Annotated in this window: 24 protein-coding genes; 7 read left to right on the top strand and 17 right to left on the bottom strand. The window is 57.5% G+C overall.

The window, feature by feature from the left end; translation table 11 throughout:
* The first annotated feature begins 56 nt into the window (after positions 1–56).
* The 3 genes from ppdD to hofC are packed head-to-tail and all read left to right on the top strand — an operon-like array spanning position 57 to position 3147.
* Positions 57–506 (top strand): prepilin peptidase-dependent pilin, encoded by a 450-nt coding sequence (gene ppdD / locus SPL01S_RS07955; RefSeq protein ID WP_062869637.1) that lies wholly within the window; start codon positions 57–59, stop codon positions 504–506.
* Positions 503–1951: a type II secretion system protein GspE gene (gspE, locus tag SPL01S_RS07950; RefSeq protein ID WP_063198714.1), complete on the top strand. Its 1449-nt coding sequence runs from the start codon at positions 503–505 to the stop codon at positions 1949–1951. The genes ppdD and gspE overlap by 4 nt, the downstream gene beginning before the upstream one ends.
* The gene (gene hofC, locus SPL01S_RS07945) at positions 1948–3147 is read left to right on the top strand and encodes a protein transport protein HofC (protein WP_063198712.1); all 1200 of its coding nucleotides are present in this window, start codon (positions 1948–1950) and stop codon (positions 3145–3147) included. The genes gspE and hofC overlap by 4 nt, the downstream gene beginning before the upstream one ends.
* A gap of 62 nt (positions 3148–3209) precedes the next feature.
* Here the strand turns inward: hofC and SPL01S_RS07940 are convergent, their stop codons facing one another.
* On the bottom strand, positions 3210–4253 hold the full coding sequence (locus SPL01S_RS07940; RefSeq protein WP_013811505.1) for a GMP reductase: 1044 nt from the start codon (positions 4251–4253) through the stop codon (positions 3210–3212).
* A gap of 459 nt (positions 4254–4712) precedes the next feature.
* Between SPL01S_RS07940 and coaE the strand changes: the two genes are divergently transcribed.
* From coaE to yacG, 3 genes are read left to right on the top strand one after another with little or no spacing between them, the layout of a single operon-like run.
* Complete coding sequence (coaE, locus tag SPL01S_RS07935) at positions 4713–5327, top strand: dephospho-CoA kinase (protein ID WP_062869634.1); 615 nt, start codon at positions 4713–4715, stop codon at positions 5325–5327.
* A 5-nt stretch (positions 5328–5332) separates the two neighbouring features.
* Positions 5333–6085 carry a cell division protein ZapD gene (gene zapD, locus SPL01S_RS07930; protein ID WP_063198709.1) on the top strand — a complete coding sequence of 251 codons (753 nt, stop codon included), beginning with the start codon at positions 5333–5335 and terminating at the stop codon, positions 6083–6085.
* A 50-nt stretch (positions 6086–6135) separates the two neighbouring features.
* Positions 6136–6327 (top strand): DNA gyrase inhibitor YacG, encoded by a 192-nt coding sequence (yacG, locus tag SPL01S_RS07925; protein ID WP_006317623.1) that lies wholly within the window; start codon positions 6136–6138, stop codon positions 6325–6327.
* Positions 6328–6367: 40 nt separating this feature from the next.
* On the opposite strand, the gene mutT is transcribed toward yacG, so the two are convergent.
* From mutT to secM, 3 genes are all read right to left on the bottom strand, one after another.
* Positions 6368–6772: an 8-oxo-dGTP diphosphatase MutT gene (gene mutT / locus SPL01S_RS07920; protein WP_063198707.1), complete on the bottom strand. Its 405-nt coding sequence runs from the start codon at positions 6770–6772 to the stop codon at positions 6368–6370.
* 106 nt (positions 6773–6878) lie between these two features.
* A complete protein-coding gene (gene secA / locus SPL01S_RS07915; RefSeq protein WP_062869631.1) occupies positions 6879–9590 on the bottom strand; it encodes a preprotein translocase subunit SecA in 2712 nt (903 codons plus the stop codon).
* An 86-nt stretch (positions 9591–9676) separates the two neighbouring features.
* Positions 9677–10210, bottom strand: a complete 534-nt coding sequence (gene secM / locus SPL01S_RS07910) for a secA translation cis-regulator SecM (protein WP_063198704.1) — start codon at positions 10208–10210, stop codon at positions 9677–9679.
* Positions 10211–10236: 26 nt separating this feature from the next.
* On the opposite strand from secM, the gene SPL01S_RS07905 reads away from it, so the two are divergent.
* The gene (locus SPL01S_RS07905) at positions 10237–10761 is read left to right on the top strand and encodes a DUF721 domain-containing protein (RefSeq protein ID WP_013811498.1); all 525 of its coding nucleotides are present in this window, start codon (positions 10237–10239) and stop codon (positions 10759–10761) included.
* A gap of 14 nt (positions 10762–10775) precedes the next feature.
* Here SPL01S_RS07905 and lpxC read toward each other — a convergent pair whose 3' ends face one another.
* From lpxC to ftsI, 13 genes are all read right to left on the bottom strand, one after another.
* Positions 10776–11693 carry a UDP-3-O-acyl-N-acetylglucosamine deacetylase gene (lpxC, locus tag SPL01S_RS07900; RefSeq protein WP_006317618.1) on the bottom strand — a complete coding sequence of 306 codons (918 nt, stop codon included), beginning with the start codon at positions 11691–11693 and terminating at the stop codon, positions 10776–10778.
* Positions 11694–11796: 103 nt separating this feature from the next.
* Entirely contained in the window at positions 11797–12951 is a 1155-nt protein-coding gene (gene ftsZ, locus SPL01S_RS07895) for a cell division protein FtsZ (protein WP_004950150.1), read from the bottom strand.
* A 74-nt stretch (positions 12952–13025) separates the two neighbouring features.
* Positions 13026–14282 (bottom strand): cell division protein FtsA, encoded by a 1257-nt coding sequence (gene ftsA / locus SPL01S_RS07890; RefSeq protein ID WP_004950148.1) that lies wholly within the window; start codon positions 14280–14282, stop codon positions 13026–13028.
* Positions 14279–15130, bottom strand: a complete 852-nt coding sequence (ftsQ, locus tag SPL01S_RS07885; protein WP_004950146.1) for a cell division protein FtsQ — start codon at positions 15128–15130, stop codon at positions 14279–14281. Before ftsQ ends, ftsA begins: the two co-directional genes overlap by 4 nt.
* A gap of 1 nt (position 15131) precedes the next feature.
* Positions 15132–16052, bottom strand: a complete 921-nt coding sequence (locus SPL01S_RS07880; RefSeq protein WP_062869628.1) for a D-alanine--D-alanine ligase — start codon at positions 16050–16052, stop codon at positions 15132–15134.
* Complete coding sequence (gene murC / locus SPL01S_RS07875) at positions 16045–17520, bottom strand: UDP-N-acetylmuramate--L-alanine ligase (RefSeq protein WP_013811495.1); 1476 nt, start codon at positions 17518–17520, stop codon at positions 16045–16047. Before murC ends, SPL01S_RS07880 begins: the two co-directional genes overlap by 8 nt.
* Before the next feature lie 86 nt (positions 17521–17606).
* A complete protein-coding gene (murG, locus tag SPL01S_RS07870; protein ID WP_063198701.1) occupies positions 17607–18671 on the bottom strand; it encodes an undecaprenyldiphospho-muramoylpentapeptide beta-N-acetylglucosaminyltransferase in 1065 nt (354 codons plus the stop codon).
* 3 nt (positions 18672–18674) lie between these two features.
* Positions 18675–19877: a cell division protein FtsW gene (gene ftsW, locus SPL01S_RS07865; protein ID WP_013811493.1), complete on the bottom strand. Its 1203-nt coding sequence runs from the start codon at positions 19875–19877 to the stop codon at positions 18675–18677.
* Positions 19874–21193 (bottom strand): UDP-N-acetylmuramoyl-L-alanine--D-glutamate ligase, encoded by a 1320-nt coding sequence (gene murD / locus SPL01S_RS07860; RefSeq protein ID WP_062869626.1) that lies wholly within the window; start codon positions 21191–21193, stop codon positions 19874–19876. Before murD ends, ftsW begins: the two co-directional genes overlap by 4 nt.
* A 2-nt stretch (positions 21194–21195) precedes the next feature.
* Positions 21196–22278 (bottom strand): phospho-N-acetylmuramoyl-pentapeptide-transferase, encoded by a 1083-nt coding sequence (gene mraY, locus SPL01S_RS07855; protein ID WP_004950137.1) that lies wholly within the window; start codon positions 22276–22278, stop codon positions 21196–21198.
* Complete coding sequence (murF, locus tag SPL01S_RS07850; RefSeq protein WP_063198698.1) at positions 22272–23633, bottom strand: UDP-N-acetylmuramoyl-tripeptide--D-alanyl-D-alanine ligase; 1362 nt, start codon at positions 23631–23633, stop codon at positions 22272–22274. Before murF ends, mraY begins: the two co-directional genes overlap by 7 nt.
* Positions 23630–25117, bottom strand: a complete 1488-nt coding sequence (gene murE / locus SPL01S_RS07845) for a UDP-N-acetylmuramoyl-L-alanyl-D-glutamate--2,6-diaminopimelate ligase (RefSeq protein WP_006323584.1) — start codon at positions 25115–25117, stop codon at positions 23630–23632. The genes murF and murE overlap by 4 nt, the downstream gene beginning before the upstream one ends.
* A complete protein-coding gene (gene ftsI, locus SPL01S_RS07840) occupies positions 25104–26867 on the bottom strand; it encodes a peptidoglycan DD-transpeptidase PBP3 (RefSeq protein ID WP_004950134.1) in 1764 nt (587 codons plus the stop codon). Before ftsI ends, murE begins: the two co-directional genes overlap by 14 nt.
* Positions 26868–26895: the final 28 nt, after the last annotated feature.

The following is a 26895-nucleotide window of genomic DNA, read 5'->3' as shown; positions in this document are numbered from 1 at the left end:
AGCCCGCTGTACGAGCCGTTACCGTTACCTCCACATTCACAGGGAGGCAATAACAAATGGAAACACAGCGCGGTTTTACTCTGATCGAACTGATGGTGGTGATCGCCATTATCGCAATATTGAGCGCCATAGGCGTACCCGCCTACCAACGTTATATTCAGAAAGCGGCGATGACTGACATGCTGCAAGTCATGACCCCTTACAAGCTGGCCGTTGAACTATGCGTGCTCGATGGCGGCGCACCGGCAGGTTGTAATGCCGGCAGTAAAGGCATTCCTGCCGGCGGCACCTCACGTTACGTCAGCGCCGTTAAGGTCAGCCAGGGCGTGATCTCGCTGACCGGCACGCAAACGCTGCAAGGTCTGACCGTAGCGCTGACGCCCACCCAGAACGCCAGCGGCCTGACGCGTTGGACACGCCAGTGCACCAGCGACAACGTCAATCTGCAGGAGACCTGCCAGGAAGTCTTCCGCTTTGACGATACGGCGAAGGGGGCATCTCAATGAACATAGGCATCAGCGATGAAATTCACGCCCTGTGCCAGCGCTACCAGGCGCTGGCGCTCAGCGAAGACGACGACAGCCTGACCGTTGCCCTGAACGCGGAAGTACCGCAGGGGCTGCTGCCGGCCCTGCGTTTCGCCACCGGCAAACGTATTCATCTGGAGCAGTGGCCTTCGGCCCGACTGGAACTGGAACTGAACCGCCGGCAAATGCAGGGTGACAGGCTTGGACAAAGTGCGCCGGAAGCCGAGCCGGACGCTTCCTCATTAAATGACGACAGCGACGCGCCCGTGGTGCAGTTTATCAACCAAACGCTGCGCATCGCCATACAACGACGCGCGTCGGACATTCATTTCGAACCTTATCTGCAGACACTGCGTATCCGGCTGCGCATCGACGGCGTGTTGCAGGCCGTAGCTTCACCGCCTTTCCCCCTGGCCGCACGCCTTATCGCCCGGCTGAAGATCATGGGGCAGTTGGATATCGCCGAGCGCCGGCTGCCGCAGGATGGGCAGCTCAGCGTACAACTGGACAACGCCAGTTATTCAATGCGTATCGCTACCTTGCCGACACTGCACGGTGAAAAAGTGGTGCTGAGGATCCTGCAAACCGAACGCCAGGAGCTGCCGTTGGATCGGTTAGGCATGAGCCAAACGGCGCTGGCGCAGTATGCTGAGGCACTGTCCTGCCCCCAGGGCATGATCCTGGTCACAGGCCCGACCGGCAGCGGTAAAACCGTCACTCTGTACAGCGGCCTGCGACAATTGAATGACGCGCAAAGCAATTTGTGCAGCGTCGAGGACCCGATTGAAATTCCACTGTTCGGCGTCAACCAGACCCAGATAAACCCCAAAACCGAGCTGGATTTCTCTCGCGTGTTGCGCGCCTTGTTGCGCCAGGATCCGGACGTCATCATGATCGGTGAGATCCGCGACCGGGAAACGGCGGAAATCGCAGTGAAAGCGGCTCAAACCGGTCATCTGGTCCTCTCGACGCTGCACACCAACTCCACCAGCGAAACCCTGACGCGTCTGACCCATATGGGTATTCCGGGTTATCTGATCGCCGCCTGTCTGAAGCTGGTCATCGCCCAGCGGCTGGTGCGCAAGCTGTGCAGTCACTGTCGCTATCAACAGAACCTGCCCGTTCACTTTCCCACCGCCATTTGGGCCACCCCTCTGTTGCCCTGGCAGGCTGACGGCTGCGAACACTGCTTTAGCGGTTATTACGGCCGCACAGGGGTTTATGAGCTGCTGATGATCACTCCAGAGGTGCAAGCCGGTCTGCTGCAAGGCGCAGCCCCCGGCCAGCTGGCCGATATCGCCCGACAACAAGGGCAGATAACGCTGCTGCAAGCCGGATTAACGCTGGTTTCTCAAGGCCTCACCTCGTTGGAAGAGGTATATCGCATTGTCGGTATCACCGCCGAAAACGGAGCGACGCCGTGAAAGCACAGCGTCTTTTCCTGTGGCAAGCAGTCGATCCTCACGGCCAGTTACGCCAGGGGGAGCGGATGAGCAACGAAAAACACCTGGTCAGCCAGTGGCTCATTGAGCAGGGGTTGCAACCCTGCCAGATTAATAGCGGGAAACGCATTGCCCCCGCTCAGTGGCGGGGCGAACCCATGATCCAATTCACCCGCCAGCTCGCCACCCTGCTGCAAGCCGGGTTACCGCTGGTCAACGGATTGCAACTGTTGGCGGAAGAGCACCCGTCTGCCGCCTGGCGCTGCCTGCTGCGCGAGATAACCGAGCAGGTACGGCAGGGCCAGCCCTTCTCCGACGTTATCGCCGGGCAACGCGCCATCTTTCCGCTCATCTACCGTCAATTAATCGCTATCGGGGAACTGACCGGCAATCTTGACGCTTGCTGCCTGCAACTGGCTCAACAGCAGGAGGCGCAACAAAAACTGCAAAAAAAAGTGATCAAGGCACTGCGTTACCCGCTGTTTATCTGCGCAGTAGCGCTGTTGGTAAGCATTCTGATGCTGGTGATGGTGCTTCCGGAGTTTGCCGGCGTCTACCAGTCGTTCGATGCGCCATTGCCCTGGTTTACCCAAGGGCTGTTGAACCTGTCCGCGATCTTGGTCCACAGCGGCCCCTGGCTGGTGTTGATAATGGCCGGAGCGGTGTTTTCCTATTTCCGCTGGCTGCACCCAAAACCGCAGTGGCGCAGGCGCGAACAGGCGACGCTATTGCGCTTGCCGCTGATCGCGCAACTGATCAAAGGCGGCAGCCTGAGCCAAATATTCCGTATTCTGGCCATGACTCAGCAGGCAGGCCTCACCCTGGTTGAAGGCCTGAACGCCGCGGCGCTGTCGGTGGACAGCCTGTTTTACCGCCAGGCGATTGAGACGGTTCGGCAACAGATTGCACAGGGACATACCTTCTACAGCGCCCTGGGTCAACAGGCTCTGTTCCCCCCATTATGCCAACAATTGGTGCGGGTGGGCGAAGAGTCCGGCTCGCTGGACACCTTGCTGGGCAAGCTGGCGCTGTGGCATGAGCAGCAAACCTTTGAACTGGCCGATACGCTGGCGCAAACGCTGGAGCCGATATTGATGCTGGTGGTGGGAGGAATAGTCGGGGCGCTGGTGATCGCCATGTATCTGCCGATATTTCAGCTGGGAAATGTTTTGGGGTAAACAGAAGGATCCGGGGCACAGCAAAATGTGAACTGCCCCCCGGGGAGTGGCTGTATTATCGGTTACTTAGCACCGAATACGCGGTTTTCCTGCTCCGCAACGCGGATAAAGGTGGTGCGTTTGGTCAACTCTTTCAGGCGTTCTGCGCCGACATAGGTGCAGGCTGAGCGCAACCCCCCGAGAATATCACGGACGGTGAACTCAACCTCGCCGCGCAGAGGCAGCTTCACGGTTTTGCCCTCAGCAGCACGGTATTCGGCAACACCGCCCACATGGCGCTTCATCGCCGACTCTGAGCTCATACCGTAGAACAGCATGAATTTTTCGCCGTTCTCTTCCACTACGGTGCCTTCACACTCGTCATGACCGGCCAACATACCGCCCAGCATGACAAAATCAGCGCCGCCGCCGAAAGCTTTGGCCACGTCACCCGGCACAGAACAGCCGCCATCGCTGACGATTTGGCCGCCGAGACCGTGTGCCGCATCGGCACACTCAATCACAGCAGACAACTGCGGATAACCGACACCGGTTTTTACCCGGGTGGTGCAAACCGACCCCGGGCCAATGCCGACTTTTACGATATCGGCACCAGACAGGATCAATTCTTCCACCATTTCGCCAGTAACCACGTTACCGGCGCAGATCACATGGTTCGGGCAAGCTTCGCGCGCTTTCTGCAAGAAGGCGACAAAATGCTCCGAGTAACCGTTGGCCACGTCGATGCAGATAAACTTAAGACCCGGAGACAGCGCCAGAATCTGCTTCATCTTCACAAAGTCAGCCTCAGAGGTGCCGGTTGAAACCATAACGTGGCGCAGGACCGATGCCGGTACGCGCTGCACGAATGCAGCCCATTGTTCAACGGTGTAGTGTTTGTGTACGGCGGTGAGAACGTCGAAGGAAGCCAGAGCCTCTGCCATGCTGAAGGTGCCGACCGTGTCCATGTTGGCGGCAATAATCGGCACACCGGACCAGTTCCAGCCAGAATGTTTGAAGGTAAACTGACGCTCCAGTTCAACCTCAGACCGGCTTTTCAACGTGGAGCGCTTTGGGCGAATCAACACATCTTTAAAGCCTAACTTCAAATCTTCTTCAATACGCATGACTTATGATTTCCTGGTTTTTGGCGACGGATCGCAAGAACGCAATGGCTTGAAAAGCGACGGGGTATACCCTAAATAATTCGAGTTGCAGGAAGGCGACAAGAGTGAGAGTTCCGATGAGCTTACTCACGTAAGTGATTCGGGTGAACACTCGCAGTCAACACACCTGCAGCTTGAAGAATGACGGGTATAGATTAATGCCAGTTCCAGTGACGCTATGATACGCGCTAATAATCGCCGGACAAGACTGCGAATTCACCTTTATTTGCGTTACAATCCGACAAATTTACCTACGCACGCGCAGCGTGATTCATCGCTCATTTTCCTTTCCCTGTCGCGCTTTTTATCGCCGTACAACGCAACCTGCCGGGCTAGCGCTCCCTACTGACTTGCACTTCTGCACGATCGCTTTATGATTCGTCTATTATTTTTTTATGAATATCGAGTGCATTTTATACCATGGCCTACATTGTAGCGTTGACAGGGGGTATCGGCAGCGGCAAGTCCACCGTAGCAGAAGCCTTTGCCCGCCACGGCGTGGAGATTGTCGACGCTGACGTCATTGCACGGCAGGTTGTCGAACCCGGCACCCCAGCTTTAGCCGCTATCGCCGAACGTTTTGGTAATGAAATGTTGCTGGCTGACGGCACGCTTAACCGCACGGCACTGCGGCAGCGTATATTCAGCACCCCGGATGAAAAGCGCTGGCTGAATCAATTGCTGCACCCGCTGATTCATCAGGAAACCCAACGCCAGTTGGCGCAGGTCGCCAGCCCCTATGCGTTGTGGGTTGTGCCACTGCTGGTGGAAAACAACCTGCAAGCGCGCGCAGATCGCGTGCTGGTGGTCGACGTCGACAGTGAAACACAGTTGGCGAGAACCATTACCCGCGATGGGATCAACCGCCAACAGGCACAGAACATAGTGTCCGCACAGGCCACGCGTGAGCAGCGCCTGGCCGCTGCAGACGACATAATCGATAATAGCGGTGCCGCTCAGGGGATAGAGCCATTTGTTGCCGCACTGCATCGCCGCTACCTTGAACTGGCGGCATCAGCGACCCGACAGGATTAAACTGAATGAGTGATGTTTCCCCAAGCGTTCTTTTTGAACATCCGTTGAATGAAAAAATGCGCACCTGGCTGCGTATCGAGTTTTTACTGCAACAATTGCATGGCCAGCGGGCACTGAGCGAAACCGCCATTGCACTGACCTTCTTCCGCACTGTTGCGGACCTGCTGGACGTATTGGAACGCGGCGAAGTACGCACCGAACTGCTGAAAGAGTTAGAGCGTCAGCAACAGAAACTGTTGGCATGGACCGATGTACCGGGCGTCGATATGTCTCTGATGAACCAGCTACGCGGCCAACTGAAGGAGCGCGCAACGGTACTGATGTCCGCTCCGCGTCTGGGGCAGGCGCTGCGCGAAGATCGGCTGATAAGCCTGGTGCGCCAACGTCTGAGCATTCCCGGCGGCTGCTGCAGCTTTGACTTGCCCACATTGCACATGTGGATGCATGCACCGCAGCAAGAACGGGACGCCGACGTCGCTGACTGGCTGCAGGCACTGGAGCCGTTGAACCTGGCGCTGACTATGGTGCTGGATCTGATTCGTCAGGCCGGCCCATTCCGCAACCAGATCAGTTTGAACGGCTTCTTCCAGGATAACGCGGAAGGCGCAGACCTGTTGCGTTTGCGCATTAGCCTGACACATCAGCTTTATCCGCAGATTTCCGGCCATAAGACGCGTTATGCGATCCGTTTCCTGCCTCTGGACAGCGAGCTTGGCGTGGTGCCGGAACGGTTAACCTTTGAGTTAGCCTGTTGCTAACCCAATGACATAAAGACCTTTCACGCGTTGGAAGGAAGTAAGGAAAAGAGATGACTACCGTAGTGAAATGCCCAACCTGTGGCAAAGGCGTGGTGTGGGGTGAAGTGAGCCCGTTCCGCCCATTTTGCAGCAAACGCTGCCAGTTAATCGATCTCGGCGAATGGGCCGATGAAGAAAAACGCATTCCCAGCAACAGCGATCTGTCGGAAAGCGAAGAATGGAGTGAAAAAGACGATCGCTGATTGTCTCTCTTTCGGCCTGGCGCCAGCCAGGCCGCCCGCCTTATTGCGCAGCGTTGGCCTGCTGCACCAGCAGTTTGATAATGCTAATATTGGCTTCGGGGAATTCTTCCTCACGCAAATCCGCCTGCTGCACCCAGCGCATTGGCTGGCCTTCGCGGCCAAACGGCTCGCCCTGCCAACCTTCCACCAGATAAAAATTTAGCGTCACGATACGATCGCTAAAGCGGTGCTCCAGCACCTCCAACAGCTCAGCCCGTTCAGTTTCAATTCCGGTTTCCTCCAGCAGTTCACGATTGAGCGCCTGCTCCGGGGTTTCCCCTTGCTCAATTTTGCCGCCGGGAAACTCCCAGAAACCGGCCATATGTGAATCTGCGGCACGACGGGTGATAAAAATTTCCTGCCGGGCATTGCGAATGATACCGACGGCGATGTTCAGATGTTTCATCGCATACTCCTGATTTATTCATAAGGGCGCGGACTCTGGCCCTAAAAAACAGGGGCTCAGCATGCTGACCCCCTGGGTTTGACTCGTTAAACGCTGCCGGGCTTACTTACTTCTGCAGACGGCCGTGGCACTGTTTGTACTTTTTACCGGATCCACATGGGCAAAGATCGTTGCGGCCCACCTTGCGCTCCGCGCTTGCAGGAGCATTAGGCTCTTCGGTAACCAACGCATTTTCTTCGTAGTGGCTCAGCTGTTGCTGTGCTGCCAGGCGCTCCGCTTCTTCGCGACGCTGCAACTCCATCGCTTCAACCTCTTCCGGCATCCGCACCTGAACTTTACTCAGCACGCTGATCACTTCGTATTTCAGCGATTCCAGCATGGTCGCAAACATATTGAAGGATTCACGCTTGTACTCTTGCTTAGGATCTTTCTGCGCGTAGCCACGCAGATGGATGCCCTGGCGCAGGTAGTCCATTGCCGCCAGATGCTCCTTCCACAGGGAATCCAGCGTTTGCAGCATCACACCCTTCTCGAAGTTGCGCATCATATCCGTGCCAACCACTTCTTCTTTGCGCAGGTAGTCTTCCTTGGCCTTTTCCAGAATACGCTCACGCAGCGTTTCTTCATGCAGATCCGGCTCTTTATCCAGCCATTCGGCGATTGGCATATCCAGATCGAAGTCGTTTTTCAGGCGCTCTTCCAGGCCCTGAATATCCCACTCTTCTTCCAGCGACTGCGGCGTGATGTAGCTGTCAATGGTGGTTTTGAAGACGTCTTCACGGATGCTGGCGATGGTTTCGCTCACGTCGGACACGTCCAGCAGTTCATTACGCTGGCTATAGATAGCGCGACGCTGATCGCTGGCCACATCATCGTATTCCAGCAGTTGCTTACGAATATCGAAGTTACGGCTTTCCACTTTACGTTGCGCGTTGGCAATCGCCTTGGTGACCCATGGGTGCTCAATGGCCTCACCCTCTTTCATACCCAGTTTACGCATCATGCCGGAAACGCGATCCGAGGCGAAAATACGCATCAGAGCATCTTCCATCGACAGGTAGAAGCGGGATGAACCGGCATCGCCCTGACGACCGGAACGGCCGCGCAGCTGGTTATCGATACGGCGTGATTCATGGCGCTCGGTACCAATGATGTGCAAGCCACCCGCCTTCAATACCGCTTCATGGCGGATTTTCCAGTCTTCTTTAATCGCCGCAATTTGCTCTTCGGTTGGGTCTTCCAACTGGGCAATCTCTGCCTGCCAGCTGCCGCCCAACACGATATCGGTACCACGGCCCGCCATGTTGGTGGCGATAGTCACCGCACCGGTCTGGCCGGCCTGCGCCACAATGTCCGCTTCCATGGCGTGGAATTTGGCGTTCAGCACTTTGTGATCAATACCCGCTTTCGCCAGTTCGCGGGAAACGACTTCGGATTTTTCGATCGAGATCGTCCCCACCAGCACTGGCTGGCCGTTGGCGGTACGCTCGCGGATATCTTCAATGATGGCGCCAATCTTCTCCAGCTCGGTCATATAGACCAGATCCGGCATGTCTTTACGCAGCATTGGGCGGTTGGTCGGCACCACGATGGTATCCAGCTTGTAGATGGAGCTGAATTCAAACGCTTCGGTGTCGGCAGTACCGGTCATACCGGCCAGCTTCTCGTACAGGCGGAAGTAGTTCTGGAAAGTGATGGATGCCAGCGTCTGGTTCTCGTTCTGGATTTCCACGCCTTCTTTGGCTTCCACCGCCTGATGCAGACCATCGGACCAACGACGGCCCTGCATGGTACGGCCGGTATGTTCGTCAACGATGATCACTTCACCGTCTTTCACGATGTAGTCAACGTCGCGGGTGAACAACACGTGCGCGCGCAGAGCGGCGGTCACATGGTGCATCAACATGATGTTGGTCGGTGAGTACAGTGACTCCCCTTCTTCCATAATGCCGGCTTCCACCAGCATTTCTTCGATCAGGATCAGGCCGCGTTCGGTCAGGTGCACCTGGCGCGCTTTCTCGTCTACCGAGAAGTGGCCTTCGCCCTGGAAGGAGTCTGAATCCTCTTTTTCCTGACGGATAAGCTTTGGAATCAGCTTGTTGACCTTAATGTACATTTCTGAGCTGTCTTCGGCCGGGCCGGAGATGATCAGCGGAGTACGTGCTTCATCGATCAGGATGGAGTCAACCTCATCCACCAGCGCATAGTGCAGCTTGCGCTGAACGCGCTCTTCCGGGCTGAACGCCATGTTGTCGCGCAGATAGTCGAAGCCGTATTCGTTGTTGGTGCCGTAAGTAATATCGGCGGCATAGGCTTCACGCTTGGCCGGTGCAGGCATGCCCGGCAGGTTGATGCCGATGCTCAGGCCAAGGAATTCGAACAGCGGGCGGTTGTTTTCGGCGTCACGCTGTGCCAGATAGTCGTTGACGGTCACCACGTGTACGCCGCGGCCGCTTAAGGCATTCAGGTAGGCGGGCAGGGTTGCGGTCAGAGTCTTACCTTCACCGGTGCGCATTTCTGCGATGCAGCGGTCGTTCAGTACCATACCGCCCAGCAGCTGCACGTCGAAATGGCGCATGCCGAATACGCGCTTGCTCGCTTCACGTACCACGGCGAAAGCTTCCGGCAGCAGGTTTTCCAGCACTTCACCCTTTTCCAGGCGTGCGCGGAACTCGTTGGTCTTGGCTTTCAGTTCGTCATCGGACAGCTTTTCCATGTCCGGTTCCATGCGGTTGATCAGTTCAACCGACTTACGCATGCGGCGCAGTGTACGATCGTTACGGCTACCAAAAACTTTGGTCAATAATTTCACTAACATGATGTTTGATATCTCTGTCATGACAGCCAAAAAAGGCAGTCAACTTGCTGTTATTTTTAGGTTTTTGTCGCCCAAAGGGCAATGAATCAGCTTAACGCTACTGGCCCGGCGCGGATGCCCTGCACCTGCGCGAGCCACAAGCCGGTCTGGTGCTGCGCAAAGGCAGGCAGCACGGCATGATGGGTATTGCGAATGATGGTCGGCGGCTTTGGCTCATGCGTCAGCAGCGCGTTGAGCGTGGAAAGCAGCGCAAGTTGCGCCACCTGCAACGGGGGTTCGGCGACTTCCGCCTCGCTTTCCTGCACCCGCGCGTAGACTGCCTGCGGTGCAAGAGCAAAAGAGAGGTGACGAATGACGGTACGAAGCGCATGCTGGTGCCAGTAGTCGACGCTGAAGGTCGGGCGGCGGTGCGCTTCCTGCAGCAACGCCAGGCTATTAAAGGCGCCGCTGGCGGAATTTTGCCGGTTCAGGCTGGACGAGGTGCTCGGCAGAGCGGCTTGATCGGAGTTGCCTGACAGATTTGAAGGTACGCCAAGCGTGGCCGCGACCATCCCTAACAGGAGATGGGGCCAGAAATAACGTCTGCCAAATTGTCGCCAACGATTTAGAATACCGATCACGAGTTTATAATCCGCCGGAGCCCATTATGCGCGATAGCCGTCCACAATTATTAGATGTCCTGTTCGACGACGCGTCTGCAGAAGACAAAGGGCCGCTGCATAACGTCCAACAACGCGCTGTGGCGCTGCTTAAGCTTAACCGTGCAGTGAAAGGCGTCTTGCCCGTTCAACTGCATCCCTGGTGCCGCGTCGCGAATTTCCGACAGGGTATTTTAGTGCTAGAAACGGCCAATGCCAGCTGGCTGATGCGCCTACGCTACGAACAACCGGCGTTATTATCTGCACTACGAGCGCAAATTCTACCATCATTGTCGTCGATCGACATCAGGATTAATCCGGCCTTGATGGCAAAAGGGAGCAACCTTGTGCAGGACGCCGCAAAAACCTTGGGGAATACGCAAACAAACGTGCCGATGCGGCATCTGAGTCAGGAAAGTGCTGAGGAATTAAGAGGTTTGGCGAGCCGCAGTCCGGAAAAACTGCGCAAGGTATTGGAACGACTGGCGTCGCTGGCCGGAGAGAGTGCCAACGCTACCAGTCGTAAGAAGTAATCAGCAGTATCGACTTATGCCAATACGGTGGACGGGGCTTTGAATGCCAACGGCATTTCGGCTTCGTCCTGGAAGGTGACGTATTCCCACGCTTCCTGTTTCGCCAGAACGGCTTGCAACAGTTTGTTGTTCAGCGCATGGCCTGACTTGTACGCGGTAAACGCGCCAATGATGTTATGGCCGCACATGAACAGGTCGCCGATGGCGTCCAGCATTTTGTGGCGTACGAATTCGTCTTCAAAGCGCAGGCCGTCTTCGTTCAGAACGCGGTAGTCATCTACCACGATAGCGCAGTCAAAGCTGCCGCCCAAGGCCAAACCACGTGACTGCAAATACTCGATGTCACGCATAAAACCGAAGGTACGCGCACGGCTGATTTGACGCACGAACGAGTCGGCGGAGAAATCCAGACGATAGCGTTGCGTACTGGCGTCGATCGCCGGGTGGTTGAAGTCGATGGTAAAGTCCAGACGGAACCCGTTATGCGGGGACAGCTCTGCCCATTTATCGCCATCTTCAACACGTACGGTGTCTTTCAGACGCAGGAATTTCTTCGCTGAGTTCAGTTCTTCGATGCCGGCATCCAGCAACAGGTAGACGAACGGACTGGCGCTACCGTCCATGATTGGGATCTCGGCGGCGTCAACTTCAATAATGATGTTGTCGATACCCAGCCCAGCCAGCGCAGCATTCAGATGCTCAACGGTAGAAATACGCACGTCATGCTCATTGACCAGGCAAGTACAGAGCATGGTATCACGCACGGATTTTGCATCAGCCGGAAAATCAACCGGTGGATTCAAGTCAGTGCGACGATAGATGACCCCGGTATTAGCCGACGCTGGGCGCATTGTCAGCGTGACCTTTTTGCCGGTATGTAAACCGACTCCAGTCGCCTGAACAATACGTTTTAATGTCCTTTGTTTGATCATCGTTTTATCTCGCAATGTTATCCATCCTACCGACCAAGCATACAGCATGGCCGGCGGGACAGTTTAGCACAAAGAGCGGAGATTCCAAATTCTCAGGATATTCTTAGTCTGCCTGCTTGCGCAGGAAGGCAGGAATATCAAGATAGTCGGGCTCTTTATTAGGCTGCGCAGTCGGATCGTTGACCACCTTGGCGGCCGGTTTCACTTCCTGCGGCAACGGCGACATGCCGTGCTGCTGGTAGCGATGATCCATCACTGGCTGGCTAGCCTGTTTATTGGTCACCAGAGTGATTTCAGGACGTTTGTCCATGCCGATACCGGTCGCAACCACGGTCACGCGCAGTTCGTCGTTCATTTCCGGATCCAGCGAGGTACCGATGACCACGGTGGCGTTGTCGGAAGCGAAAGCACGAATGGTGTTACCCACGGTTTCGAACTCATCCAGACGCAGGTCGAAGCCGGCGGTGATGTTGACCAGAACGCCGCGAGCGCCGGACAGGTCGATGTCTTCCAGCAGTGGGCTGGAGATCGCCATTTCCGCCGCTTCTTCAGCGCGGTCTTCACCACAGGCAACGCCGGAACCCATCATCGCGTAGCCCATTTCGGACATCACGGTGCGCACGTCGGCGAAGTCGACGTTCATCAGGCCCGGACGGGTGATCAGCTCGGCGATACCCTGCACCGCGCCTTTCAGCACGTCGTTAGCCGCGCCGAACGCGTCCAGCAGAGAAATGCCGCGACCCAGAACTTTCAACAGCTTGTCGTTCGGGATAGTGATCAGTGAATCCACATGTTTGGACAGCTCTGCGATACCCTGCTCAGCGAACGCCATGCGTTTCTTGCCTTCAAAATTGAAAGGCTTGGTAACCACGGCCACTGTCAGAATACCCAGATCTTTAGCAACTTCAGCCACAACAGGTGCTGCACCGGTACCGGTACCGCCGCCCATGCCGGCTGCAATGAAGACCATGTCTGCGCCATCAAGTGCGGCACGCAGGGCTTCACGGTCTTCTTCCGCTGAATTGCGACCCACTTCAGGGTTCGCGCCTGCACCCAGACCTTTGGTAATACCACTACCGATCTGGATGGTTTGGCCAACTGCCGTTTTACGAAGCGCCTGAGCGTCTGTATTAACGGCGAAGAATTCAACACCTTCGATGCGCTCGCGCACCATGTGTTCAACGGCGTTGCCACCGCCACCGCCGACGCCGATGACTTTAATCACCGCGTCATTGGTTAGTTCCATTGGTTCAAACATAGTTTCTCTCCGTTTTGTGCCTGTCGCTGCGAGATCATAAAAAGATTACTCAGCATGATCTCTTTGTTGAAACATTAAAACTCTTTTCTCAGCCAGCTATTGATACGTTTAAACCAATTGCCCACCGAGGCGCGTTTTTCTACTTCTGCCTCACCGCTCAGGTGAGACTCTTTTCCATAGTGCAGCAGACCTACCGCAGTTGAGTAGTAAGGCTCCTGCGCATAATCCGTCAGACCCGTGATGTTCAAGGGTTGGCCGATGCGTACCTGGGTGTGGAACACCCGTTGCGCACAGGCTGCCAGGCCATCAATTTGGGCGGCGCCACCGGTCAGCACAATACCCGCTGCCAGATGATGCTTCACCCCTTGCTGACGCAGTTGCTCCTGCAATTGCAAAATTTCATCGTTAACCAGATTCAACAGTTCGGTGTAGCGTGGCTCAATGACTTCAGCCAGTGTCTGTCTTTGCAGACTACGAGGGGGACGTCCCCCAACGCTTGGCACCTCTACACTTTCATCCTTGCTAACAATCGACCCAAGCGCACAGCCGTGTCGAACTTTGATCGCTTCCGCGTCTGTCGGCGGCGTGCCGAAGGCGTAAGCGATATCGCTGGTGACCACGTTCCCGGCGTAAGGGATCACTTTGGTGTGGCGCAGAGCACCGCCGGTGTACACCGCCATATCCATGGTGCCGCCGCCGATATCCACCACACAAACGCCAAGTTCGCGCTCATCTTCGGTCAGAACCGCATAGCTGGCGGCCAGACCGGCGAAAATAAGTTGGTCAACTTTCAGACCACAGCGTTCTACCGCTTTAACAATGTTCTTTGCCATATCGTTATGGCAGGTAATCAAGTGCACCTTGGCCTGCATACGCACGCCGGACAACCCAACCGGGTTCTTGATGCCTTCCTGATAGTCGATGGCGTATTCCTGAGGGATAACGTGCAGGATGCGGTGTTCGTCACGTACGCGTACCGATTTGGCGGTATGCACCACGTTCTCCACATCTTCCTGCGTCACTTCCTCTTCGGAAATAGGAACCATCCCTATTTCGTTCTGACAGCTGATGTGTTTACCCGACAATGCGAGGTAAACCGAAGAAATCTGGCAATCCGCCATCAGCTCGGCCTGATCGATAGCGCGTTGTACGCATTTGACTACCGATTCCAGGTCGTTAACGCCACCCTTATCCATACCGCGAGACGGGCAACTGCCCACCCCGATAATGTTGACCATGCCATCGGGCAGAACTTCCCCTACCAATGCGGAGACTTTTGCAGTACCGATCTCCAGTCCAACTACCAGTTTTCTGTCCGTCGACTTGATCATTGTTGTTTTGCCTGTGCCTGATTCTGTTGCTGATTACTGTTCTGCTGACCGCCTACCGCCTGCGGGTCGATCAATATCGGCGTCCAACCTACCGAGGCGCCGGATTCATAGCGCAAATCGACATAGTTGACGCGCTTGCTTTCCGCCTGCCCTTGTTGCAGCAATACCGGATAGAGCTCGATAAACCGCTGCAGGCGTCCGGTACGATCGTCACGTCCCAGCTCCAGCCGAACATCATTATCCAAAGCCAGCTGCCAGGAATGGCGAGCGCTCATGGCCGCCATTTTCAGCGTAAATTTGCTGGCCGCTAACATGTTGCTCATGGCCTGATAACCTTCCAGAACATCCTGTTCGCTCCCTTCCGGGCCATAGAGCAGCGGCAATTTTTGTTTGCCAATTCGTTCTGCCGGCACGCTGAAGGATTTGCCTTCGGCGTCCACCATGTGTAAATCATTCCAACGCGCAATCGGGACATACTCGACCAGGTGGATCTTCAGCTCATCCGGCCACTGCTTGCGCACGCTGGCCTGCTTGATCCACGGCAGGCGTTCAATCTGCTGCTGGATGACATCAACATCCTGCGTCATGAACGTGCCCGGCGCACCCAGCGCCAGAATCGCCTGGCGAATATCATCGTTGGTGGTGTAGTGGCGTTCGCCGGTGACCACCAACCGTGAGAGCGGCAGCCGACTGGCGTCTTTCATCCAGCCAATCACCATCCAGCCACTCCACAGCACCGTTCCCAGCACCATCAGCAGGAAAACCATTCCCGCCAATTGAGTTCCATTGCTGCGGCGCGGGCTGTTATCCACCTCGCGTTCACGCGCATTCAGGGCAGCTTGCGACATATCAGTCGGCCAACTCCAAAATTCTCGCTACCAGCTGCGAGAAGCTTAAACCAGACTGGCGCGCTGCCATCGGCACCAGGCTATGACTGGTCATGCCCGGCGAGGTATTCACCTCAAGCAGATAGAAGCTGCCATCGCTATCCTGCATCACATCCACGCGGCCCCAACCGCTGCAGTCCAGTCCACGGTAGGCGCGTAACGCCAGTGCGGCCATTTCGGCCTCTTGTTCCGCGCCCAGGCCACTTGGACAGAAATACTGGGTATCGTCCGAAATGTACTTGGCCTGATAGTCGTAAAACACGCCGGCCGGCTGAATGCGGATCGAAGGCAACACCTGGTCGCCCAGCATCGCTACAGTATATTCAGGGCCACTCAGCCACTTCTCCACCAGCACGTCGTCGTCATGGCGGAAACCTTCTTCCAGCGCGGCCTCAAGGGCATCGCGTTCGGTTACCTTGCTCATGCCAACGCTGGAGCCTTCACGGCTCGGCTTGACGATCAGCGGCAGGCCCAAGGCCTCCACGCGAGCAATCAGGCTCTGTTTCTCTACACCGGCATACTGCCGGCGGTTAAGCGCCACATAAGGCGCGACCGGCAGCCCCATCGACTGCCACACCATCTTGGTGCGCCACTTGTCCATGGTCAGCGCCGACGCCATCACGCCGCTGCCGGTATAAGGCAGCTCAAGGAATTCCAGCATCCCCTGCAGGGTGCCATCCTCGCCGCCACGCCCGTGCAGCGCGATAAACACTTTGGTAAACCCATGCTCTTTAAGCTGGGTTACCGGGAAATCGCGAATATCGATACCATGGGCGTCGATACCGGCTTCCCGCAGCCCTGCCAACACGGCAGCACCGGATTGCAATGACACTTCACGTTCGGCGGAGGTGCCACCCAGCAGTACGGCAACTTTATCAGCCATGATGTTCCTCCTCTTTTTTCTGTGGCTGCAGCTTCAGCTCAGCCAGTTTGCGGGCGATTTTGCCCACGTTGCCGGCGCCTTGCACCAGCACCAGATCGTCGGCCTGCAGCAGTTGCGCCAAGGTTTCCGGCACGATGTCCGCATCGGAAACCAGGATCGGATCCAGCTTGCCGCGGCTACGGATGGTGCGGCACAGCGAGCGGCTATCCGCCCCCGGGATCGCCGTTTCGCCCGCGGCGTACACATCGAGCATCAACAGCACATCAACCTGTGACAGCACGTTGGCGAAGTCGTCGTAGAGATCGCGGGTACGTGTGTAACGGTGCGGCTGGAAAATCATCACCAGGCGCTTATCCGGCCAGCCGGCGCGTGCAGCTTTCAGCGTGACGTCGACTTCGGTCGGATGGTGGCCATAGTCATCGACCAGCATCGCGGTACCGCTTTTGCCGTTCACCGGCTCCAGCGGGAACTCGCCCAGGAAATCAAAGCGGCGACCGGTGCCCTGGAAGCCCGCCAGCGCGCGCAGGATATCCTCGTCGTCAATGCCTTCTTCCGTCGCCACCGCCACTGCCGCCGCCGCGTTCAACGCGTTGTGACGGCCCGGAGCGTTCAAGGTCACCGTCATCAAGGGTTTATCCTGGCGGCTCAAGGTAAAGTGGCCCTGCGGCCCAACCTGGCGATAGCTCTCAATGCGCACATCGGCATCTTCGCTGAAACCGTAGGTAGTGATATGGCGGCCCACGCGTGGCAGCAGTTCGCGCACCACCGGGTCATCAACACACATCACTGCACGGCCGTAGAACGGCAGATTGTGCAAAAAGTTGATAAACGTCTGCTTCAGGTTCTCGAAGTCGCCCTGGTAGGTATCCATATGGTCGGCTTCGATATTGGTGACAATCGCCACCATCGGTTGCAAATGCAGGAACGACGCATCGCTCTCATCCGCTTCCGCGATCAGGTAACGACTGGAACCCAGACGCGCATGGGTACCGGCCGCTTTCACCAGCCCGCCGTTGACAAAGGTCGGGTCCAGGCCGGCTTCGGCGTAAATGCTCGACACCATTGCCGTCGTCGTGGTCTTGCCGTGCGTACCGGCGACGGCAATGCCGTGACGGAAACGCATCAGTTCGGCCAGCATCTCCGCGCGGCGGATAACCGGGATACGCGCTTCACGGGCGGCGACGATCTCCGGGTTGTCGGCGGAAATCGCGGTGGATACCACCACTACGCTCGCATCCAGCACGTTTTCCGGGCGGTGATGGAAATAAATCGTCGCCCCGAGCGCGCTCAACTGTTGGGTTACCGGGTTAGGCGCCAGGTCGGAGCCACTGATCTGATAACCTTCGTTAGCCAACACTTCGGCGATACCACCCATGCCGGCGCCACCGATGCCGACAAAGTGAATGTGCCGGACGCGTCGCATCTCGGGCACGATAGTACGTAGTTTCGCCAGTTGTTGTGTATTCATCACTCTCTCTAATCCGGGTCCGGCATGCCGGGCCCCTACATGACATTTCTTTGATTCAGGCTCGGCGTACCGAACCCCTGCATTATTTATTTGGCAACCCGCACCAGCTCTGCCGCCACACGCTCGGTGGCATCGGGAATAGCCACTGCCCGCGCTTTTTCGGCCATCGCCAGCAACTGCGGACGATCCCAACTTGCCAACAGATCCGCCACGATATCGGCGTCGAACTGCGGCTGTTCGATAATCTTCGCCGCGCCGGCTTCTTCCAGCGGGCGGGCATTCCAGTACTGCTGCCGGTCTTTATGCTGGAACGGCACAAATATCGCCGGCAGGCCCGCCGCGGCGATCTCGCTGACGGTCAGCGCGCCGGAGCGGCACACGACAACGTCGGCCCAGGCGTAAGCGGCGGCCATGTCATCGATAAACTCGGTCACCTTATGCTGCGTCTGCCCTACCCTCTCGTAGTCGCGCAACACGTTTTCCAGCGCACCTTTACCTACCTGATGCCAGAGCGTAATTCTATCGCCCAATCTCGCCGCGACTTCAGGAACTGTCTGATTCAGCACCCGCGCGCCCTGACTTCCGCCAATCACCAGCACGCGGATGGGGCCTTCACGCCCGGTCAGCCGCTCCGCCGGCAACGGCAGCGCCAGTACGTCGGTACGTACCGGGTTGCCCACGACGTCCGCATTCGGGAACGCGCCGGGGAATGCCTGCAACACTTTTTTGGCGATACGGGCCAGCCAACGGTTGGTCAGCCCGGCAATGCCGTTTTGTTCATGCAGCACCACCGGGATGCCGCACAACCACGCAGCCAAACCGCCGGGACCGGAAACGTAACCGCCCATGCCCAGCACCACGTCTGGCTGGTAGCTGCGCATAATCGCCTTCGCCTGGCGTACCGCATGCCAGATACGCAGCGGTGCGCTCAGTTGGGCCTTCAGCCCTTTACCGCGCAGGCCGGAAATACGGATGAAATCAATCTCAATCCCGTGCTTTGGCACCAGATCGGCTTCCATTCGGTCTGCGGTTCCGAGCCAGCGCACCTGCCAGCCCTGCGCCATCAGATGATGCGCGACCGCCAGCCCCGGGAACACGTGTCCGCCGGTACCGCCTGCCATCACCATTAAACGCTTAGGTTTCCCGCTCATCCCTTACCTCTTCACAAACGCCTGGGCTTTGGCCAGACGCGTTTCATAATCAATACGCAGCAACAGCACGATCGCCGTCGACATAATCAACAGGCTCGAACCACCGTAACTTATCAACGGCAGCGTCAGCCCTTTGGTTGGCAGCATGCCGGCTGCGGCGCCGACGTTGACCAGTGCCTGGAAGCTGAACCAGACGCCGATCGAGCAGGCCAGAAAGCCGGAAAAGCGCTGATCGATCTCCAGCGCGCGGCGGCCAATCGACATAGCGCGAAAAGCGACGAAGAATACCATTAACAATGCGAAAACCACACCGATATAGCCCAGTTCTTCGCCCAAAATCGAGAAGATAAAGTCGGTGTGCGCTTCAGGCAAATACTCGAGTTTCTGTACCGAGTTCCCCAGTCCCTGCCCCCAAAATTCACCGCGGCCAAACGCCATCAGCGACTGGGTCAACTGGTAGCCACTGCCGAACGGATCGGCCCACGGGTTCCAGAACGACGTCACGCGGCGCATACGGTAAGGTTCGGCAATGATCAACAGCACCACCGCGAAGGCACCGGAGCCGATGATCGCCAGGAACTGCCACATTTTGGCGCCGGCCAGGAACAGCATTGCCAAAGTCGTGATAAACAACACCACCACGGTACCGAGGTCCGGTTGCGCCAGCAGCAGTACCGCCAGCACTACCATTACGCCCATCGGCTTGCAGAAGCCCCAGAAGTTAGTACGCACTTCTTCTACCTTGCGCACCAGATAGCTCGCCAGATAGCAAAACAGCGACAGCTTGGACAGCTCCGCCGGCTGAATACGTAACGGGCCCAGCGCGATCCAGCGCGATGCGCCGTTTACCGAGCTGCCGACCACCAGTACGATCAGCAGCATCACAATCGACAACAGCAGCATCACATTGCTGTAGCGCTGCCAGACTTCCATCGGGATGCGCAGCGTCACCATCGACAAGCCAAAGGCCAGCCCGAGGTACAGCGCGTCACGCTTGGCAAACAGGAAAGGATCGTCCGCCAGACGCTGGCCGATCGGCATTGACGCCGAAGTCACCATGACAAAACCGATAATGGCCAACCCGAAGGTCAGCCACAGCAGGGTACGGTCGTACAGCACCATATTGACCGAATCGCTCTCGCGCGATCCCATCACCCAGTCTTTCAGTCTTTCGGTCAACCCGAACGTCGGCACCCGTAATTTCATCCGCCAAGCTCCTGTGCCAGGCGGGCAAACTCGTCGCCACGCACTTCAAAGTTACGGAACTGATCCAGGCTGGCGCACGCCGGTGACAGCAGCACCATATCGCCAGGTTGTACCCGGCCCGCGATCGCTTGCATCGCCTGTTCCATCGTGTCGGTCAGCGTGGCAACTTCCGGCCGCAGCTCCGCCAATTGTTCGCCATCGCGGCCGAAGCAATACAGGCGAACATTATCGCCCTGCAGATAGCGCCCCAGCGGGGAGAAATCGGCAGACTTGCCGTCGCCGCCCAGCAGCAGATGCAAAGTGCCGTCCACTTGCAGGCCATTCAACGCCGCTTCGGTGCTGCCGACGTTGGTGGCTTTCGAATCGTTAATCCAACGTACGCCGTTGTGTTCCCACGCCAGTTGGAAACGGTGTGCCAACCCGGTAAAGGTAGTTAGCGCCTTCAGGCTGGAGGCGCGCGGGATATTCACCGCATCGGCCAGCGCCAACGCCGCCAGCGCATTGGTATAGTTGTGGCGGCCAGTCAGCTTCATCTCGCGGGTATTCAGGATTTTCTCACCGCGCACGCGCAACCAGGTTTCGCCCTGCTGGCGGTTGAGGTGGTAGTCGCCCACGTCGGCCCCGAAACTGATGCAGCGCTGGTCTGCGCCGCGTACCGGCATGGTCAGCGCGTCATCTGCGTTAACCACGCACAGGGCGGCATTTTCATAGACGCGCAGTTTGGCGGCGCGATACTGCTGCAGGCCAAACGGGTAACGGTCCATATGATCTTCTGTCACGTTCAGGATGGTCGCCGCCGCCGCTTTCAGGCTGAAGGTGGTTTCCAGTTGGAAACTTGACAGCTCCAGCACATACAGCTGGCATTCCTGACGCAGCAGGCTCAGCGCAGGCAGGCCAATATTACCGCCTACACCCACCGCCCAGCCGGCCGCTTTGGCCATCTCGCCCACCAGAGTGGTGACGGTGCTTTTACCGTTGGAACCGGTGATCGCTACGATCGGCGCCTGGGCTTCGCGGCAGAACAGTTCGACGTCACCGACAATCTCCACCCCCGCATCCGCCGCAGCGCTCAACGCCGGGTGAGCCAGCGCCATGCCCGGGCTGGCAACGATCAAATCCGCCGCCAGCAACCAGTCCAGATTCAGGTCACCCAAATGCCGTTCAACGCTTTCAGGCAGCTTGTCCAGCCCCGGCGGCGAAATACGGGTATCCATAACGCGCGGCGTTACGCCACGCGCCATAAAGAAATCAACGCAGGACAGGCCGGTGAGGCCTAACCCGATGATGACCACTTTTTTACCCTGATAATCCGCCATAATTACCGTACCTTCAGCGTCGCCAGGCCAATCAGCACCAGCATCAGCGAAATAATCCAGAAGCGCACGATCACGCGCGGTTCCGGCCAGCCCTTCAATTCATAATGGTGGTGGATCGGTGCCATGCGGAAAATACGTTGCCCGCGCAGCTTGAACGATCCCACCTGCAGGATCACCGACAGCGTTTCAACCACGAACACGCCACCCATAATCAATAACAGGAACTCTTGGCGCAGCAGTACCGCGATGGTACCCAGCGCGCCGCCCAGTGCCAGTGAGCCGACATCACCCATAAAGACCTGTGCCGGGTAGGTGTTGAACCATAAAAAGCCCAGGCCGGCGCCAACGATGGCAGTACAGACGATCACCAGCTCACCCGCATGACGCAGATAAGGAATGTGCAGGTAGTTGGCGAAATTCATGTTGCCGGTCGCCCAAGCCACCAGCGCAAAGCCCGCCGCCACGAACACCGTTGGCATGATCGCCAGGCCATCCAGCCCATCGGTCAGGTTGACCGCGTTGCTGGTGCCGACCACCACAAAGTACGCCAACAGCACGTACAACAGGCCGAGCTGCGGCATGATGTCCTTAAAGAACGGCACAACCAGCTCGGTGGCTGGCGTGTCTTTTCCTACGGCATACATGGCGAAAGCGAAAATCAGCGCAATCACCGACTGCCAGAAGTATTTCCAACGGGCTATCAGCCCCTTGGTGTCTTTACGCACCACTTTGCGGTAGTCATCGACGAAGCCGACGATGCCGTAACCCACCAGCACGAACAACACGCCCCAAACGTAAGGGTTGGACGGGTAAGCCCACATCAGCACCGAAATGGTGATGGAGGTCAGGATCATGATGCCGCCCATGGTCGGCGTGCCGCGTTTGCTGAAATGCGACTCCGGGCCATCGTTACGCACGACCTGACCGAAGGACATCTCCTGCAGGCGTTTAATCACGCGCGGGCCCATCCATAAGGAGAGAAACAGCGCGGTGAGCAGGCTGACAATGGCCCTGAACGTCAGATAGGAGAAGACGTTGAAGCCGGAATAATATTTGACCAAATGCTCGGCCAGCCAAACTAACATGGTGCTTTCTCCTGTAACGCGCGTACTACCTGCTCCATTGCGGCACTACGTGAACCCTTGATTAACACGGTAATTACCGCATGTTCCGACAGTAACTCCGCCACGCGCGCGATCACTGCTGCCTTGTCCTGAAAATGTTCGCCGCTACCGGAAGCCGCGCACAGCGCCTGGCTTAACGGGCCGATACCTATCACTTTATCGACGCCGGCCAGCCGGGCCGCTTCACCCACCTGGCGGTGACACTCTTCGGCATCCGCCCCCAGCTCGGCCATATCGCCAACCACCATTACGCGGTAGCCCGGCATCTCTGCCAATACCTGCGCTGCGGCGGTCATCGAGCCGACGTTGGCGTTATAGCTGTCATCGAGCAGCAGCTTGTTTTCGGTAAGCGCAATCGGGAACAAACGCCCCGGCACCCCCTGCAACTGTTTCAACCCCTGGCGCACGGCTTCGAGCGAGGCACCGACCGACACGGCCAGCGCCGCTGCGGCCAGTGCATTGGCCACGTTATGGCGGCCCGGCAACGGCAGCGCTACCGTCGCGGTGCCGAACGGGCTGTGCAACGTAAATTGCGTGCCTTTGGCGTTCACCAGCACGTCGCTGGCGAAGAAATCCACGCCTTCCGCCGCCTGCGGCGAGAAGCGCCAGACGGTTTTATCGTTCAGCATGCTCTGCCAATGCGGCCAGTCGTTATTGTCGGCGTTGATGATCGCCACGCCGTCAGCCGGCAAGCCGGTAAAAATTTCACCTTTCGCCTGGGCGACGCCGGCCAAAGAGCCAAAACCTTCCAGGTGAGCAGCCGCCAGGTTATTCACCAGGGCGGTCTGTGGCCGCGTTAATGCGGTGGTATAGGCAATCTCGCCAATATGGTTGGCACCCAGCTCAATCACGGCAAAATCATGTTGCGGTTGCAAACGCAGCAGCGTCAGCGGCACGCCGATATCGTTATTGAAGTTGCCGGCGGTATACAGCACTTCACCGCATTCACGCAAAATAGCGGCAACCATTTCCTTCACCGAGGTCTTGCCCGATGAACCGGTTAACGCCACAACGCGGGCCGGCACTTGCTGGCGCACCCAGGCAGCCAGTTGCCCCAGCGCCAAACGCGTGTCTTTCACCACCAGTTGCGGCACGTCCACCAATAAGCGCTTACTCACCAGCAGCGCCCCAGCGCCTGCGGCTACAGCATCGGCAGCGAAGGCATGCGCATCAAAACGCTCGCCCTTCAGCGCCACAAACAGGCAACCTGCGGTTACCTGGCGGGTATCTGTCGTCACCTCAATGATTTGGCAATCGGCGCCGATCAACTCAGCGCTCAATACATCGGCCAGTGCCTGAAGGGAGACAGGAATCATGCTATTACCCCCAGCAGACGCGCAACGGTGGTGCGATCGGAGTAATCCAGACGGCGGTTCCCCACCAGTTGGTAGTCCTCATGGCCTTTACCCGCCACCAGCACCACATCTTGTTCTTTGGCTTGCATAATCGCGCTGGTTACCGCTTCGGCACGGCCGTGGATCACCAGCGCACGCCCGGCATCCAGCAGACCGGTAAGGATATCGGCAATGATCGCCTGCGGTTCTTCGGTACGCGGGTTGTCATCGGTCACCACTACGCGATCGGCGAACTGCTCGGCGATGCCACCCATCAGCGGGCGCTTGCCTTTGTCACGATCGCCGCCGCAACCGAACACGCACCACAGCTGCCCTTGGCAGTGCAGGCGTGCAGCTTCCAGCGCCTTCTCCAGCGCGTCCGGGGTGTGGGCGTAATCCACCACGACCGTCGGTTTGCCTGGCGCGTTGAATACTTCCATACGGCCGCATACCGGCTGCAGCTGATTGCCGGTTTCCACCAGTTTGTCCAGCGGATAGCCCAGTGACAGCAGCGTCGCCAGTGCCAGCAACAGGTTGCTGACGTTGAAAGCGCCCATCAGGCGGCTCTCAATTTCGCCGTCGCCCCAGCTTGAGCTGAAGCGGACAGTGGCGCCATTATCGTGATAACTGACCGCAGTGGTTTTCAGCCAGCGGCCATGACAACCCAGCTGCAGGTTATCCTGCATGGTGACCGCCACCGCATCCGGCAATTTGCTCAGCCAGCGCTGACCCACTTCGTCATCGGCGTTGATGATCGCCTGCCCCACTTCGTGGCCGGCAAACAACGACCATTTGGCCGCTTCGTAATTGGCCATATCACCGTGGTAATCCAGGTGATCGCGGCTCAGGTTGGTGAACACCGCTGCGGCAAATGGCAGCGCCGCCACGCGGTTTTGCACCAACCCGTGAGAAGAGACTTCCATCGCGGCGAAGGTTGCGCCCCGATCGACCAACTCGTTTAATACGTGTTGAACATCCACCGCAGAACCGGTGGTATTCTCAGTCGGGCACACCTGGCCCAACAGACCGTTACCGACGGTGCCCATCACTGCGCCGGTTTCACCCAACAGTTGGCTCCACTGCGCCAGCAGTTGCGTGGTGGTGGTTTTACCGTTGGTGCCGGTCACGCCAACCAGACGCAGGCGCTCTGCCGGTTGATGGTAAAAACGCCCGGCCAATGCGGAAAGGCGCTGGTTAAGCTGGCTCAGATAAATCACCGGCACACCGTGCATTTCCGTGATTGCGCCGTCTTCGGCCTGACCTTCAGCTTCGGCAATCACGGCTGCAACACCCTGCGCAATGGCCTGCGGAATATAGCGGCGTCCATCTGTCTGATGGCCAACAACGGCGACAAACAGATCCCCGGCAGCCGCAATACGGCTGTCTAATGTCATTTCCCGCAGCGCGCGCCCGGGCGCCGTCGGCACCCATGGAGCGAGTAAATCGCGCAAATTACGATCTGCCACCTGAACCCTCTTTTTTGTTAATCACTAATTCGCTTTTATCAGCGGTGGGCAACGCGTCCGGTTCGACGTTCATGGTGCGCAATACGCCGCCCATGATGGCGCCGAACACCGGTGCGGAAATTGCACCGCCATAGTACTTCCCACCCTGAGGATCGTTGATCACCACCACCAGAGCAAAACGGGGATTACTGGCCGGCGCGACGCCGGCGGTATAAGCGAGATATCGGTTGACGTATTTGCCATCCGGGCCGACCTTTTTGGCGGTACCGGTTTTAATAGCGATGCGGTAACCCTTGATGGCGGCTTTCACGCCGCCGCCGCCCGGCAGGGCCACGCTTTCCATCATGTGCACCACGGTGCGCACCAGAGGTTCAGGGAAAATGCGTTCGCCGGCAACCGGAGGGTCAACCTTGGTGATCGACAATGGGCGATACACGCCCAGGCTGCCGATCGTTGCGTAGACTCGCGCCAACTGTAACGGAGTTACCATTAGCCCGTAGCCGAAAGAGAAGGTGGCCCTCTCTATGTCAGACCACCGTTGTTTTTTTGGGTATATGCCACTGCTTTCTCCGACCAGCCCCAAATTGGTCGCTTTTCCCAGTCCAAAACGAGAGTAAGTATCTACTAACGCCGAGGACGGCATCGCTAACGCCAGCTTGGTAACGCCAACGTTACTCGACTTCTGCAAGATCCCGGTTACCGACAGCTCCGCATAACGCGCCACGTCTTTAATCTCGTGGCCCTGAATGCGGAAAGGAATGGTGTTCAGCACGCTGTTTTCTTTCACCACACCGTTATGTAACGCTGTCATCACCACCATAGGTTTCACGGTGGAGCCAGGCTCAAAAATATCGGTAATAGCGCGGTTACGCATGGTGTCTTTCGGCGTACCGGCCATATTATTCGGGTTGTAAGACGGGCTGTTGGCCATCGCCAGCACTTCGCCGGTGTTCACGTCGATCAGCACCGCCGTGCCGGACTCAGCCTTGTTGAACGCCACCGCGTTGTTCAGTTCGCGATACACCAGCGCCTGCAGGCGCTCATCGACGCTCAATACCAGGTTATGCGCCGCCTGGCTGTCGACCGAGGAGATATCCTCGATCACCCGGCCATAGCGGTCTTTACGCACGGTTCGTTCACCCGGTTGCCCGGTCAACCAGCGGTCAAAGCTCTTCTCGACGCCTTCGATGCCCTGGCCGTCAATGTTGGTCACGCCGATAATGTGCGAGGTGACCTGGCCGGCAGGGTAGTAACGGCGCGATTCCTGACGCAGGTAAATCCCCGGTAGCTTCAGCTTGCGAATGTAATCGCCTACCGCCGGGTTCACCTGGCGAGCCAGGTAAACAAAGCGCCCTTTCGGGTTGGCGTTAACACGGGTAGAAAGCTGATCCAGAGGGATATTCAGCGCGTCGGACAGCGCCTTCCAACGGCTATCCAGCGTAATGCCGCCACGCTCGTTCAGCTCTTTAGGATCCGCCCAAATGGCGTTGACCGGTACGCTCACCGCCAATGGTCGGCCGGCGCGATCGCTGATCATGCCGCGTGAGGTCGGTACCTCCTGCACACGCAGCGAACGCATGTCGCCTTCTTTCACCAGGCGGTCCGGATTGATGACCTGCAGATAGGCCACGCGCAGCATCAATCCCACCAGCGCCAGCAAAATACAGCCGCACAGCAACGCAAAACGCCAGCTTACAAAGCTGGCCTGATTTTCCGGGCGTTTCAACTTACCGGGGCGTGCTGCTTTCATGCGTTCCCTTTCTTCTCCGTGTCATGAT

The organism is Serratia plymuthica NBRC 102599 (genome assembly GCF_001590925.1).
GTDB lineage: Bacteria > Pseudomonadota > Gammaproteobacteria > Enterobacterales > Enterobacteriaceae > Serratia > Serratia plymuthica.
The sequence above is the reverse complement of the archived record's forward strand: the minus strand, read 5'-3'. Positions and strand labels throughout refer to the sequence as shown.

Bases quoted from the DNA above. Each gene is read 5' to 3' on its own strand.
- ftsA (WP_004950148.1), bottom strand. From the start codon at position 14,282: ATGATCAAGTCGACGGACAGAAAACTGGTAGTTGGACTGGAGATCGGT.
- murD (WP_062869626.1), bottom strand. From the start codon at position 21,193: ATGGCGGATTATCAGGGTAAAAAAGTGGTCATCATCGGGTTAGGCCTC.
- mraY (WP_004950137.1), bottom strand. From the start codon at position 22,278: ATGTTAGTTTGGCTGGCCGAGCATTTGGTCAAATATTATTCCGGCTTC.
- murF (WP_063198698.1), bottom strand. From the start codon at position 23,633: ATGATTCCTGTCTCCCTTCAGGCACTGGCCGATGTATTGAGCGCTGAG.
- lpxC (WP_006317618.1), bottom strand. From the start codon at position 11,693: ATGATCAAACAAAGGACATTAAAACGTATTGTTCAGGCGACTGGAGTC.
- ftsI (WP_004950134.1), bottom strand. From the start codon at position 26,867: ATGAAAGCAGCACGCCCCGGTAAGTTGAAACGCCCGGAAAATCAGGCC.
- coaE (WP_062869634.1), top strand. From the start codon at position 4,713: ATGGCCTACATTGTAGCGTTGACAGGGGGTATCGGCAGCGGCAAGTCC.
- mutT (WP_063198707.1), bottom strand. From the start codon at position 6,772: ATGAAACATCTGAACATCGCCGTCGGTATCATTCGCAATGCCCGGCAG.
- ftsQ (WP_004950146.1), bottom strand. From the start codon at position 15,130: ATGTCGCAAGCTGCCCTGAATGCGCGTGAACGCGAGGTGGATAACAGC.
- secA (WP_062869631.1), bottom strand. From the start codon at position 9,590: ATGTTAGTGAAATTATTGACCAAAGTTTTTGGTAGCCGTAACGATCGT.
- gspE (WP_063198714.1), top strand. From the start codon at position 503: ATGAACATAGGCATCAGCGATGAAATTCACGCCCTGTGCCAGCGCTAC.
- ftsZ (WP_004950150.1), bottom strand. From the start codon at position 12,951: ATGTTTGAACCAATGGAACTAACCAATGACGCGGTGATTAAAGTCATC.
- ppdD (WP_062869637.1), top strand. From the start codon at position 57: ATGGAAACACAGCGCGGTTTTACTCTGATCGAACTGATGGTGGTGATC.
- SPL01S_RS07880 (WP_062869628.1), bottom strand. From the start codon at position 16,052: ATGGCTGATAAAGTTGCCGTACTGCTGGGTGGCACCTCCGCCGAACGT.
- murG (WP_063198701.1), bottom strand. From the start codon at position 18,671: ATGAGCGGGAAACCTAAGCGTTTAATGGTGATGGCAGGCGGTACCGGC.
- SPL01S_RS07940 (WP_013811505.1), bottom strand. From the start codon at position 4,253: ATGCGTATTGAAGAAGATTTGAAGTTAGGCTTTAAAGATGTGTTGATT.
- ftsW (WP_013811493.1), bottom strand. From the start codon at position 19,877: ATGAAATTACGGGTGCCGACGTTCGGGTTGACCGAAAGACTGAAAGAC.
- murC (WP_013811495.1), bottom strand. From the start codon at position 17,520: ATGAATACACAACAACTGGCGAAACTACGTACTATCGTGCCCGAGATG.
- SPL01S_RS07905 (WP_013811498.1), top strand. From the start codon at position 10,237: ATGCGCGATAGCCGTCCACAATTATTAGATGTCCTGTTCGACGACGCG.
- zapD (WP_063198709.1), top strand. From the start codon at position 5,333: ATGAGTGATGTTTCCCCAAGCGTTCTTTTTGAACATCCGTTGAATGAA.
- yacG (WP_006317623.1), top strand. From the start codon at position 6,136: ATGACTACCGTAGTGAAATGCCCAACCTGTGGCAAAGGCGTGGTGTGG.